General features: G+C 66.2%; 14 protein-coding genes. 7 read left to right on the top strand and 7 right to left on the bottom strand.

The features are described 5' to 3' along the window. Positions 1 to 28 precede the first annotated feature (28 nt). The 4 genes from RM50_RS20385 to RM50_RS11700 all read right to left on the bottom strand — a co-directional run bounded on the left by RM50_RS20385 (position 29) and on the right by RM50_RS11700 (position 2,966). A complete protein-coding gene (locus RM50_RS20385) occupies positions 29 to 196 on the bottom strand; it encodes a DUF3117 domain-containing protein (RefSeq protein WP_009357720.1) in 168 nt (55 codons plus the stop codon). A gap of 232 nt (positions 197 to 428) precedes the next feature. Next, positions 429 to 1,682 carry a hypothetical protein gene (locus RM50_RS11710; protein WP_043452757.1) on the bottom strand — a complete coding sequence of 418 codons (1,254 nt, stop codon included), beginning with the start codon at positions 1,680 to 1,682 and terminating at the stop codon, positions 429 to 431. Further along, positions 1,679 to 2,140, bottom strand: coding sequence for a DivIVA domain-containing protein (locus RM50_RS11705; protein ID WP_043452756.1), 462 nt, complete (start codon positions 2,138 to 2,140; stop codon positions 1,679 to 1,681). The genes RM50_RS11710 and RM50_RS11705 overlap by 4 nt, the downstream gene beginning before the upstream one ends. Positions 2,141 to 2,183: 43 nt before the next feature. Next, a complete protein-coding gene (locus RM50_RS11700) occupies positions 2,184 to 2,966 on the bottom strand; it encodes a TIGR00730 family Rossman fold protein (protein WP_043452752.1) in 783 nt (260 codons plus the stop codon). Positions 2,967 to 3,070: 104 nt separating this feature from the next. Here RM50_RS11700 and RM50_RS11695 point away from each other — a divergent pair, with 104 nt between their 5' ends. The 4 genes from RM50_RS11695 to RM50_RS11680 all read left to right on the top strand — a co-directional run bounded on the left by RM50_RS11695 (position 3,071) and on the right by RM50_RS11680 (position 6,355). Then, positions 3,071 to 3,826, top strand: a complete 756-nt coding sequence (locus RM50_RS11695; RefSeq protein WP_043452751.1) for an amino acid ABC transporter ATP-binding protein — start codon at positions 3,071 to 3,073, stop codon at positions 3,824 to 3,826. Positions 3,827 to 3,896: 70 nt separating this feature from the next. Beyond that, positions 3,897 to 4,784, top strand: coding sequence for a glutamate ABC transporter substrate-binding protein (locus RM50_RS11690; protein ID WP_043452749.1), 888 nt, complete (start codon positions 3,897 to 3,899; stop codon positions 4,782 to 4,784). Between the two features lie 84 nt (positions 4,785 to 4,868). Further along, positions 4,869 to 5,519 (top strand): amino acid ABC transporter permease, encoded by a 651-nt coding sequence (locus tag RM50_RS11685; RefSeq protein WP_043452748.1) that lies wholly within the window; start codon positions 4,869 to 4,871, stop codon positions 5,517 to 5,519. Next, on the top strand, positions 5,516 to 6,355 hold the full coding sequence (locus tag RM50_RS11680; protein WP_043452746.1) for an amino acid ABC transporter permease: 840 nt from the start codon (positions 5,516 to 5,518) through the stop codon (positions 6,353 to 6,355). Before RM50_RS11685 ends, RM50_RS11680 begins: the two co-directional genes overlap by 4 nt. A 77-nt stretch (positions 6,356 to 6,432) precedes the next feature. Here the strand turns inward: RM50_RS11680 and dapE are convergent, their stop codons facing one another. After that, positions 6,433 to 7,569, bottom strand: coding sequence for a succinyl-diaminopimelate desuccinylase (gene dapE / locus RM50_RS11675; RefSeq protein WP_043452744.1), 1,137 nt, complete (start codon positions 7,567 to 7,569; stop codon positions 6,433 to 6,435). A gap of 51 nt (positions 7,570 to 7,620) precedes the next feature. On the opposite strand from dapE, the gene dapD reads away from it, so the two are divergent. Beyond that, positions 7,621 to 8,649: a 2,3,4,5-tetrahydropyridine-2,6-dicarboxylate N-succinyltransferase gene (gene dapD / locus RM50_RS11670; RefSeq protein WP_043452742.1), complete on the top strand. Its 1,029-nt coding sequence runs from the start codon at positions 7,621 to 7,623 to the stop codon at positions 8,647 to 8,649. Between the two features lie 22 nt (positions 8,650 to 8,671). Continuing rightward, entirely contained in the window at positions 8,672 to 9,529 is an 858-nt protein-coding gene (locus RM50_RS11665) for a hypothetical protein (RefSeq protein WP_043452740.1), read from the top strand. A 29-nt stretch (positions 9,530 to 9,558) separates the two neighbouring features. On the opposite strand, the gene RM50_RS11660 is transcribed toward RM50_RS11665, so the two are convergent. Both RM50_RS11660 and RM50_RS11655 read right to left on the bottom strand, forming a co-directional pair. Next, positions 9,559 to 10,170 (bottom strand): hypothetical protein, encoded by a 612-nt coding sequence (locus RM50_RS11660; protein ID WP_043452739.1) that lies wholly within the window; start codon positions 10,168 to 10,170, stop codon positions 9,559 to 9,561. A 124-nt stretch (positions 10,171 to 10,294) separates the two neighbouring features. Further along, positions 10,295 to 10,903: a TetR/AcrR family transcriptional regulator gene (locus tag RM50_RS11655; RefSeq protein ID WP_043452775.1), complete on the bottom strand. Its 609-nt coding sequence runs from the start codon at positions 10,901 to 10,903 to the stop codon at positions 10,295 to 10,297. A gap of 98 nt (positions 10,904 to 11,001) precedes the next feature. On the opposite strand from RM50_RS11655, the gene galE reads away from it, so the two are divergent. Continuing rightward, positions 11,002 to 12,015, top strand: a complete 1,014-nt coding sequence (gene galE / locus RM50_RS11650; RefSeq protein WP_043452737.1) for a UDP-glucose 4-epimerase GalE — start codon at positions 11,002 to 11,004, stop codon at positions 12,013 to 12,015. Positions 12,016 to 12,124: the final 109 nt, after the last annotated feature.

Here is a 12,124-nt window from a genome sequence, read left to right as displayed (position 1 = left end):
CGCGGGCTGCGCACCCTGACCGGTACGACTATTCGGTAACGCCTACCAGGCATTCCTTGAGGTTGGCTGCTTCGGCAGCGTTCAGTTCGACCACCAGGCGTCCGCCGCCTTCGAGCGGGACGCGCATGATCAGGCTGCGGCCCTCCTTGGTGACTTCCATTGGGCCGTCGCCGGTGCGTGGTTTCATAGCCGCCATGAGGAATTCCCCTCCATTTTGTCCCAGGACTGATCAGCCCGGGCGGGCTGTGTCCGCATGTCGATCAGGCCGCTATGGCGGGGTGGTGCTTCCACCGCCAAGGCTGCTCGTTTTCTGAATGCTATGTCCTTGCTTACCTATCATTATCCCGGAATTACCCGCACGTAGCTAATCGATGGACATTTCCCTGCCGGTGTTTTTCCGGGTCTGACCTGCGCGGAAGCTGGATTTGTCAGGGCGGATAATCCCCTCCGCCGGGCAGCTGCGCCCAGGCCCACAGCCAGACGATCCAGACGATCTGGAGCAGCAGGAACATGACCACCACCGTCCCCCGGTAGGCCCTGGACCGGGAGAGGAAGGCCGCACCGAGGGCCAGCGGAAACAGTGGAAGCAGCATCCTGAACGTGCTGGTCTGGGGATGCAGGAACACCACCAGGTAGCCCATGTAGCAGGCGCACCACAGCCGAAGTTCGACGCCGAGGCGCACCACGGGGGGCAGGAACAGCATCACGGCGAACAGGACGACGAAAACCAGCGGGGCCAGGATGCCCAGCACGGGGCCGAAGAGTTCGACGCCGGTATCGAACCACGGCTTGAACGGGACCAGGTCCTGGCCGCGCCAGACGGTTTCGGTCTTGGTGTAAGCCTGCGGGTCACCCGTCGCGGCCCAGGCGGCCGCCGGCCAGGCAAGTGCCGACAGGCCGGCGACGGCGGTAAGCCCGGTCAGCGCCGCCAGGTCCCGGACGGAGTGTGCGTCGTCGCCGGCCGGACGGTTCCCGCCGCGTGCGTAGGTGGCTGCGCGGAAGACCAGCAGCAGCCCCGTCATCGCGGCGAAGGGGACGCCGACCGGCCGGGAGAGGCACAGCAGCACCACCACGGGGATGGCCCAGAGGTACTCGCGCCGCACCACCAGGAGCAGGGCCGCCGCGAGCAGCAGGAGGGACAGGGGCTCAGCGTATGGCACCTGCAGGACAGCGGAAACGGGAAACGCGGAAAAGAAGGCAACACCCCACATGGCAGCAGCGCGCTGGGCCTTCTGCCGGAAAAGGGCGTACACCGCCAGCGCCGCACCCCAGCCTGCCAGCATGGCCACGAGGGTCAGGGAGGCAGCAGGAGCCAGGCCCGTGAGGCGGCTCAGTCCGCCGGCCAGCACCGGAAAGAGCGGATAGAACGCCCACGTGTTCTCCTGCACGTTGCCGGCGGCGTCCAAGGGAAGCGCCGAGGGGTAGCCGGAGGCGATGACCTGCGCGTACCAGCGGGCATCCCAGATATTGATGAAGTTCCAGTAGTCCGGCTTGGCCGGAAACCACGGATTGGGTCCCTGATGGAGTGCCGCGGCCATGAAGATGCAGGCGGAGACCAGCCGTGCACCGGCGTAGAGGGCGGTGACCTGGACCCACCAGGGCCAGCCCCGGACCGCTCCGGCGGCCCGGCGGGCCACACCGCCAGCGGAGGCAAGCGGGCCACGGCGGGCCACGGTGCTCACAGGCCGCCCTTCCCCTGCACGGCACTCTCAGGGCGCACGCTGCCGGCGCCACCGTCCGCGGCTTCCGGGTCCGCGTCTTCCCGTGCGTCCGCTGCAGGCGCGGGTCCGCCGCCGGACGGCTGCCCGGGATGGTGTTCCTTTGCTGCCAGCCGGGCACGGAGCTCCGCAAGTTCCGTGTTCCGGGCGGCCAGCTGGTCCGCCAGTTCGTCCAGCACCTGGTCCACCTGGTCCATCCGGTAGCCGCGCAGGCCCAGCGAGAAACGCAGCCGGGCCAAGTCCTCCGGTCCTGCGTTCTCCGGCAGCAGTACCGGCGGAAGGTTGGCCTGCGGCTCGTCGAAGCCGCCATCCAGCAGGGTGGGCAGCGCAGCGCCGCGCGTTTTGCGGGTACGGCCGCCCAAGACGGCCCAAAGGACCGCCGCTACCAGCGCTACGGCGAGGAAGACCAGAAAGAAACTCACTGTTCCATCGTGCCAGACCGGCGGCGCGGACTCCGGCGCGCCGCTACTCGGGCCGCTGCTCCCCGTTCAGGGAAGGGGTCACTCCGCCGTGCAGGACCCGGTCCACTGCTTCCGCGGGGTCGTCCACCAGCTGGATAAGGTCGAGGTCCTTCTCCGAAACCATGCCTTCGGCCACCAGCGTGCCGCGGATCCAGTCGATCATGGGCCCCCAGAAGTCGATGCCGAGAAGCACGATGGGGAAGGAGGTCACCTTCCGGGTCTGCACCAGGACCATGGCCTCAAACAGTTCATCCAGCGTGCCCAGCCCGCCGGGCAGCACGATGAAGCCCTGCGCGTATTTGACGAACATGGTCTTCCGGGCGAAGAAGTAGCGGAAGTTGATCCCGAGGTCCACCCACTGGTTGAGGCCCTGCTCGAACGGCAGTTCGATGCCCAGGCCCACCGACACGCCGTTGCCTTCGACCGTCCCCCGGTTGGCCGCCTCCATCGAGCCCGGGCCGCCGCCAGTGATCACCGCCACGCCGGCTTCGGCGAGCTTGCGGCCCACTTCCACGCCCATCTCGTAGTAGGTGCTGCCTGGTTTGGTGCGTGCCGATCCGAAGACGCTGACCGCTTTGCCGATGTCCGCGAGGGCGCCGAAGCCTTCCACGAATTCGCTCTGGATCCGCAGGACCCGCCAGGGGTCCGTGTGGACAAACTGGCCCGGGCCCTTGGTATCGAGCAGATGCTGGTCCGACATTTCCACGGCCGCCTGCTTGCGGCGCAGCTCAAGGGGCCCCTTACGGCGCGGCTGGGAATTCTTGGCCGGATCTGCGTTGATACTCATTCCCCTAGGCTAACCTCCAGCGCCAGGTATCTCTTGAATCACGATCGGCATGAACTTGGGGTGATTGGCGTCATAACGCAGCGTTGTTCGCTAGATTCGTTCCTATGGATACTCATGTGCCCGGCGATGCTCTCGTCTCCCTGAACGCCGTTAACAAGCATTACGGCCAGCTGCACGTTTTGAAGGACATCAACCTGCAGGTCCGCAAGGGCGAGGTTGTTGTGGTCATCGGGCCCTCAGGCTCCGGTAAGTCCACCCTCTGCCGGGCCATCAACCGCCTGGAAACGATTGAGGGCGGAACCATCAGCATCGACGGGAAAGTCCTCCCCGAGGAAGGCAAGGAACTCGCCCAGCTCCGCGCCGACGTCGGAATGGTCTTCCAGTCGTTCAACCTGTTCGCCCACAAGACCATCCTTGAAAACGTGACCCTCGGGCCCATCAAGGTCAAAGGCGTTTCCAAGGCCGAGGCGGAAAAGGACGCAATGGCGCTCCTGGAACGCGTAGGCGTGGGCCACCAGGCCCCCAAACTGCCGGCCCAGCTCTCCGGTGGCCAGCAGCAGCGCGTTGCGATTGCGCGGGCCCTGGCAATGAAGCCGAAGGTCATGCTGTTCGACGAGCCGACGTCCGCGCTCGACCCCGAAATGATCAACGAGGTCCTCGATGTCATGGTCCAGCTGGCCAAGGAAGGCATGACCATGATCGTGGTGACCCACGAGATGGGCTTCGCCCGCAAGGCGGCCGACCGCGTCGTCTTCATGGCCGACGGCCAGATCGTGGAGGATGACACCCCGGAGGAGTTCTTCACCAACCCGAAGAGCGACCGCGCCAAGGACTTCCTGTCCAAGCTCCTCACCCACTGACTTATCCGAACAACCACACGTCAGTTCGCATCCAGGCCGGATACCCACGGCCAACAATGAAAGGAATGTCATGAAGGCATTTATGTCCCGGCGGAAGTCCTTCGTCGTGGCAGCTACCGCTGCCCTTGCCCTGTCCCTCAGCGCCTGCGGCGGAGGCGACTCCGGCGGTTCCAGCAACCCGAGCCCGGTGGAGAAGCCGTCCTTCGCTGCCGGAACCACCATGGCAAAGCTGTCCTCTGCGGGCACCATCAAGATCGGCACCAAGTTCGACCAGCCGCTGTTCGGCCAGGTGGGCCTCGACGGCAAGCCCGTCGGTTTCGACGTTGAAATCGGCAAGCTGATCGCCGCCAAGCTGGGCATCGCCGCGGACAAGATCGAGTGGTCCGAGACTGTGTCGGCCAACCGCGAGCCCTTCATCGAGCAGGGCAAGGTGGACATCGTCATCGCCACCTACACCATCAGCGACAAGCGCAAGCAGGTTGTGGACTTCGCCGGCCCGTACTACGAAGCCGGCCAGGCCCTCATGGTGAACAAGGACAACGACACCATCAAGAAGCCCGAGGACGTCAAGGGCAAGAAGGTCTGCTCCGTGACCGGCTCCACCCCCGCCGCCACCATCGTGGACAAGTACGGCGCGGAACTGGTCCCGGCCGCCACTTACTCCGCCTGCCTGGAGCCGCTGCGCAACAAGCAGGTTGAGGCTGTCACCACGGACAACGTGATCCTCGCCGGCTTCGTCGACAAGGAACCGGATGCCTTCAAGCTGGCGTCGGATGAAACCTTCACCAAGGAGCCCTACGGCATCGGCCTGAAGAAGGGCGACACCGAGTTCCGCAGCTGGATCAACGACCAGCTGGAGTCCTTCGAGAAGGACGGCTCCTACAAGAAGGCCTGGGAAGCCACCGCCGGTTCGGTCATCAAGACCGCTCCCAGCCTTCCCGCCATCGACCGTTACTAAGTAGCGTCCGCAACGCTGCCGGGGCCTGACCACGGCCCCGGCAGCGCCGCCTTCATCCGTCCACGCATACAGCCGAAGGATTATATGGACGTCATCATTGAAAACCTGCCCCTGTACTGGGAGGGTTTTCTCCGCACACTTTTCCTGTCCGTCGTCTCCGGTATCTTCGCGTTGATCCTTGGCACCCTACTGGCCGCGGCGCGCGTTTCCCCGGTCGCGGCGCTCCGCGGTTTCAGCACCGTCTACGTGGAGGTACTCCGCAACACCCCGCTGACCATCGCGTTCTTCTTCGCAGCAGTCGTGCTCCCCCGCATCGGGGTCAAGTTCGAGCAGTTCGAGGTTGCAGCGATCATCGCCCTCAGCACCTACACCGCAGCGTTCATCGCCGAAGCTGTCCGTTCGGGTGTCAACAGCGTTCCCGTCGGCCAGGCCGAGGCAGCCCGCAGCATCGGCATGAAGTTCGGCCAGGTGCTCTCGCTCATCATCCTCCCCCAGGCCTTGCGGACGGTGATCCCGCCGCTCATCAACATCCTGATCGCCCTGGTCAAGAACTCCTCCGTGGCCGGCGCCTTCTTCGTCCTCGAACTCTTCGGTTATGGCCGCCAGCTGGCCAACGCCAACGGCGACGCCGTCATCACCGTCCTGCTCGGCACGGCGTTCTTCTATCTGCTCCTCACCGTTCCGTTGGGAATCCTCGCCAACACGGTGGAACGAAAGGTGGCGATTGCCCGATGAGCTCGGTTCTCTACGACGTTCCCGGCCCCAAAGCGCGCCGGTTCTCCCTCATTGCCTCCATCATCGGCGGCCTGCTGATTCTCGGCCTGCTGGCCTGGATCGTCCTGACCCTTGGGCAGCAGGGCATCTTCGAGGCGCGCCGCTGGCAGATCTTCACCCGCGCGGACGTGTGGCGCCTGCTCGGGAACGGGCTCGGGTCCACCCTGTCCGCCGCGGCACTGGCGGCAGTCATCGCCTTCCCGCTGGGCCTGCTGCTCTGCCTGCTGCGCATCTCCGATGCCGCCTGGATCCGCGTCCCGATGCGGGTCATCCTGGAGTTCCTGCGCGGCATGCCGGTGGTCCTGATGATGCTCTTCATCCTGCTGGGCTTCGGCACCTCCGCGTTCATTGCCGTCGTGGCCGGCCTGGTGCTGTACAACGCCGCCGTGTTCGCCGAAATCATCCGCGCCGGCATCCAGTCCCTTCCCAAGGGCCAGCGTGAAGCCGGCCTTGCCATCGGCCTGACCAGCTACAAGTCACGCATGCTGATCGAACTGCCGCAGGCGATCCGGCGCATGATGCCCTCACTCGTGGCTCAGATGGTGGTGCTGTTGAAGGACACATCCCTCGGCTACATCGTGGCGTACGGCGAGCTGCTGCGCGCCGTCCAGGTCATGGCGGACTTCCTGGGCACGCAGTACCTGTTCCCGATCTTCTTCGTGGCGGCGGCCATCTACATTGCCATCAACATCTCGGTGTCGCGGCTTGCGGTGTGGATCGAGCGCCGCGGTTCCAAGAAGGCGGCCGGCGGTACGGCGAAAGCGGAACCCGATGTCCTGGAGGCCGCTGCTCCCTAGCAGCAACGCCCCAGGCAACGATAAAGGTCCGGAACTCCCCCACGGGTTCCGGACCTTTTCGCGTCATGCGTCATGCGTCAGGAGGACAGCCAGCTTTGCAGCGCGGCGAGGCACTTGCGGATGGCGTCGGCGTGGACGTGCTCGTTGTCCTTGTGCGCCAGCAGCGCATCGCCGGGTCCGAAGTTCACCGCCGGGATACCCAGCTCGCTGAAACGGGCGACGTCGGTCCAGCCGTATTTAGGCTTGGGCTCGGCTCCGACGGCGGCCACGAAGGAGGCGGCGGCCGGGTGCTGCAGTCCGGGACGGGCTCCCGCGGCGGCGTCGGTGCGGACGACGTCGAAGCCGGCCAGCAGTTCCCGGACGTGGGCTTCGGCCTGGTCCGGCGTCTTGTCCGGCGCGAACCGGTAGTTGATCTCCACCACGCAGCGGTCCGGGATGACGTTGCCCGCGGTGCCGCCGTTGATCTTCACGGCGTTGAGGCTTTCCCGGTAGTCCAGTCCGTCAACGTTGATGGTCCGTGGTTCGTAGGCGGCCAGGCGCGCCAGAATCGGTGCTGCGGCATGGATGGCATTGCTGCCCATCCATGCGCGGGCCGAGTGCGCGGCTTCCCCCACCGTGCTCGCCTCGAACCGGCTGGTGCCGTTGCAGCCACCCTCCACGGCGCCGTCCGTGGGCTCCAAAAGGATGGCGAAGTCACCGTCCAACAGGTCCCCATGGTTGCGCACAAGGCGGCCCAGTCCGCTCTTGACCGCCTCCACTTCTTCATGGTCGTAGAAGACAAAGGTGACGTCCCGCTTGGGCTGCGTGCCGCCGTCGAACAGGCCTGCGGCCAGGGCCAGCTGGACCGCCACGCCGCCCTTCATGTCCGTGGCACCGCGGCCGTAGAGGACGCCCTCGCCCGGAACTCCGGAGTCCCACGTTGAGGGGACTGTGCCGCGGGAGCCCTCCGTCAGGGGCAGCGGGACGGTGTCCAGGTGGCCGGCGAGGATCACGCGCTCACCCAGGCCAAGCTCGGTACGGGCAATGATGGCGTCGCCGTCGCGGACCACGGACAGCTGCGGAATCTGCAGCAATGCGGTTTCGACGGCGTCGGCCAGCTGCTGCTCATTGCCCGAGACGCTGTTGATATCCATCAGCGCTGCGGTCAACAACGCCACGTCCTGGCGGAGGTCGAGGGTGGTCACGGCAGATTCGGGCGCGGTTTCGGCAGTCACGAAGCCAGTCTAGTTCGAACCGGCTGCCCGGCCCTCGATAGACTGGGGCACATGACTGAGACCGCTTCTTCCGCTGTGCCCGAAACCCTGACCTCCTCCGCTGATGACCGCTCCGCCTACGGCTTTGGCGTGGCCACCATCGCCACCTCCGGCAGCGAGGCCACCGTCCTGGATGTCTGGTTCCCCGCACCGGCACTCGGCGTCGCGGCCAGGAACCTCCGCTCCGTGGAGAACGCCGACGAGACCCTGACCAGCATCGCCGAAAACGGCAGGGACGAAGACCGCGGCACCGAGCAGAAGGTGGTCTTTGTCCAGATCAACCTCGATGAAGCCCCCGCCGACACCGCCGACGCCTACCTCCGGCTCCATCTGCTCTCGCACCGCCTGGTCCAGCCCAACACCATCAACCTGGACGGCATCTTCGGCAAGCTTCCCAACGTCGTGTGGACCAACTTCGGCCCGGCCGCCGTCGAAGGCTTCGAACTGACGCGTGCACGGCTGCGCCGCCGCGGCGCGGTCACCGTCTACGGCATCGACAAGTTCCCGCGCATGGTGGACTACGTGGTTCCCAGCGGTGTGCGCATCGCCGACGCCGACCGCGTCCGCCTGGGTGCGCACCTCGCGGCCGGCACCACCGTCATGCATGAGGGCTTCGTCAACTTCAACGCCGGAACCCTGGGAACCTCCATGGTGGAAGGCCGCATTTCCGCGGGCGTCGTCACCGGCGACGGCAGCGACGTCGGCGGCGGCGCCTCCATCATGGGCACCCTTTCGGGCGGCGGCAAGGAGAAGATCACCATCGGCGAGCGTGTGCTGCTCGGCGCGAACTCCGGCGTAGGCATCAGCATCGGTGACGATTCGGTAGTGGAAGCCGGCCTCTACGTCACGGCCGGCACCCGCGTCCGCGTTCCGGGCCCCAAGGACGAAGTGGGCGAGGACACCACCAGGATCGTCAAGGCTGCAGAGCTCTCCGGCGTCCCCAACCTGCTGTTCCGCCGCAACTCCACCACGGGCGCGGTGGAGGCTCTCCCCCGCAAGGGCCAGACCGTGGAACTGAACGACGCCCTGCACGCCAACTAGTCTCTTCGTGGCACCTCTGTCTGTGGCGCGCAGGCGCGGCCTGCGCCGCCTGGCGGTGCTGCTGCTCACCCTTGCCCTGCTGGCAGGCGGAATCTACACAGCCGTGTACTTCGTGCAGCGTTCCGAAACGCTGGTTTCGGAACGCTGCACTGCTTCGGCGGCCGGTCGGAGCGGGGAACTGGCACCGGACCAGGCAGCCAACGCAGCCCTGATCACGGCCACAGCCGTGCGGCGGGGCCTCCCCCCGCGTGCGGCCACCATCGCCCTGGCCACCGCCATGCAGGAATCCAAGCTGCGCAACATCGAGCACGGTGACCAGGCGGGCCCTGACTCGCGCGGCCTGTTCCAGCAGCGCCCGTCCCAGGGCTGGGGCACCGAGGAGCAGATCATGGATCCCTACTATGCCGTCAACGCCTTCTATGACGCGCTGGTGAAGATCCCGGGCTATGAGACGCTGGACATCACCGACGCCGCCCAGCGGGTACAGCGGTCCGCCTACCCCAAGGCGTACGCCCAGCACGAAGACATGGGACGCGCGTTCGCGTCCGGGCTTACCGGGCAGACCCCGGCCGGAGTCCAGTGCACGCTTCGCTCCGCCATGGCCGGCGGGAACACCACAACCGTTGCCACCGAGCTTGAGCAGGCGTACGGCGGCGTGGACGCGCGGGTGGACGGCACCGCCCTGGTGGTGGACGCAGACGGGGCGTTTGCATGGTCGGTTGCCCAGTGGGCGGTAGCCAACGCCAAGGACTTGTCAGTGACCCAGGTGGAGGCCGCCGGCCACACCTGGCGCAGGACGGGCGAGGACGGCTGGCAGGAGTCCGGCGCGGCCAGCGGCCAGGTGCGCATCACCGTGCGCAAGGACGACGGCGGGAGCTGAGTGCCGCCGTCGTCCTGCCGTGCGGGGCGCTAGACCAGGATCTCCAGCACCGGCTGGACATAGCTGCGGAACAGTTCGGGCTGGCCCATAAGCTCCTGGCTCATGATGATCTTGTCCGGCTCCAGGTACCAGGCACGCTGCTCATCCAGCGGCAGCTCGATGATGGTCAGCGTGAAGTCGCGCGAGTCCCGGCCCACTTCCATCAGCCTGTCGTCCACCATCTCGCCCAGCAACTGGTCAGTTCCGGTGGCCACGCGTTCGGCTTCAAGTTCGGCGTACTCGCTCCGGCGTTCCCTGGCCCAGGTCAAGGCTGCACCGAAGTGGGCCTGGAGCACCCGCTGAAGTGCCGGCGAGTTGCCGAAGGCCTCGAAACTGGGCGGTGAAAGCTCCGGCGCCATATGCGGGTGGGCCTTGACCAGCTGCTCCCACCATGCCTCCCATTCAGTCTTCAGCGCGCTGAGGCCACCGACGTCGGAGGTCAGGTGGGTGTGGTCGGCCGGCCGGATCTTGGGCGCCGTATGCGAAAGTACGGGGCGGCCCACACCATTGAGGCCGGCGGCGTCCCGGACGTAGAGCGCAATCATCATCGGTCCGGACGTATCGGTGGTGATCTGCCATCCTGAACCGCCTGCGTACTGCATCCAAAGTCCTTCCCTGGCCCACTTCTGCCGGGCGCCACGCGCCCGTCCGGCATACCGGCTATCAGTCTATTCCCGCAGCCTATCCGCGGTAGTGCCAGGACCGGGGGAAGGACGGATCAGTTGCTTACCGCGGCAGGCCGTCCAGGTGCCGTTCAAGGACGTCCCGGCACATGCGGGCCGTCATCCAGCCAGGTTGCAGCAGGGCATGCATGCACAGCCCGTCCAGCGTGGCCAGGAGCCGCTCGGCTTCCACCACCAGGTTCTCCTGCGGCTCATCACCGGGCAGCACGGAGGCAACCACCGCGCCCACGATGGCGGCGACCTCCCGGTGGCTGCGGTCGGCTTCCGCGGCAAGGAACGGCCTGATGCGTGCCGCGTTCTTGAAGGCCAGCCAGGCGCAGGCCTCCACCGCTGATTCCTCGTCAAGGGGGAGCATGCCGCCCAGGAGGGTTAACACCGCCTCGCGCTGCCCAGGGCTGTCCCGGACGGCCTCCTGCACCGGCGGCAACAGGGCCTCCAGCCGGCCAACCACCCGGTCCACCACCGTGCCGAACGTGAACGCCAGGAGTTCCTCGCTGCCCGCGAAGTAATGCCGGACCGACCCCACGGCCAGCCCTGCCTCATCGGCCACTTCCCGCAGGGAGGCCCGCTCCAACCCGTCAACAGCGATAATGCGGAGGACCGCCTGGACCACATCCTGCCGCCTGGCACCGGCGTCTACTATTTTGGGCACCATTCTTATTAGCACACTTGTGCTTCCACTGCCGCACCGGGCCGCCACCATCCGGGACACAGGGGCGGGGACCGCTTCCCGTGGGATAGCGTTGAGGCATGAAAATCTTGGTAACGGGGGGCACCGGGTACATCGGTTCCCACACTGTTCTTTCCCTGCAGGAAGCCGGCCACGACGTGGTCGTCATCGACAACCTGGTCAACTCCAGCGAGGAGTCGCTGCGCCGCGTGGCGGAACTCAGCGGCAAGACCGCGGAGTTCCACCACGTGGACCTGGTGGACGAGGCCGCCGTCGAAAAGGTGTTTGACGGCGCGGGCATCGACGCCGTCATCCACTTCGCCGGGCTCAAGGCCGTGGGGGAATCGGTGCAGGAGCCGCTGAAGTACTACTACAACAACCTTGTAGGCACCCTGAACCTGATCCGGGTCATGGACCGGCACGAGGTACGTTCCATCGTCTTCAGCTCATCGGCCACGGTCTATGGCGAGCACAACCCCATCCCCTATGTGGAAAAGATGGAGATCGGCGCCAACAACCCCTACGGCCGCACCAAGGAACAGATCGAGGACATCCTCTCCGACCTCGGCGCAGCCGATCCCCGCTGGCACATAGCACTGCTGCGCTACTTCAACCCGGTGGGCGCCCACCCCTCAGGACGGATCGGCGAAGACCCGCAGGGCATCCCCAACAACCTGGTGCCGTTCATCGCCCAGGTTGCCGTGGGCCGGCGCGAGAAGCTCATGGTGTTCGGCGGCGACTACGACACCCCGGACGGCACCTGCCTGCGCGACTACATCCACGTGGTGGACCTGGCGGAAGGGCATGTCGCGGCGCTGAACCACATCGCGGGCCGGACCGGCGTGTTCCGCTGGAACCTGGGCTCGGGCAAGGGCTCCTCCGTCCTTGAGGTCCTGCGTTCCTTCGAGAAGGCCGTGGGCAAACCGATCCCCTACGAGATCACCGGCCGCCGCGCCGGAGACCTTCCCGCATTCTGGGCGGACGCCACCTCGGCCCTGGCGGACCTGAGCTGGTCCACCACCAAGACCGTGGACCAGATGTGCGAGGACCACTGGCGCTGGCAGAAGAACAACCCCCAGGGCTACGCTTCCTGACCCTGCCCTCCCCATCGATTGCTGACCACTTGTCGTTATGGAGCCCCAAAACGACAAGTATGCGGCAGTCGATGGTGTCTCAACGCGAAACGGCCGCCCACCTGTGGAA

The organism is Pseudarthrobacter phenanthrenivorans (assembly GCF_000813845.1).
Taxonomy (GTDB): Bacteria; Actinomycetota; Actinomycetes; order Actinomycetales; family Micrococcaceae; genus Arthrobacter; species Arthrobacter phenanthrenivorans_B.
The sequence above is the reverse complement of the archived record's forward strand: the minus strand, read 5'-3'. Positions and strand labels throughout refer to the sequence as shown.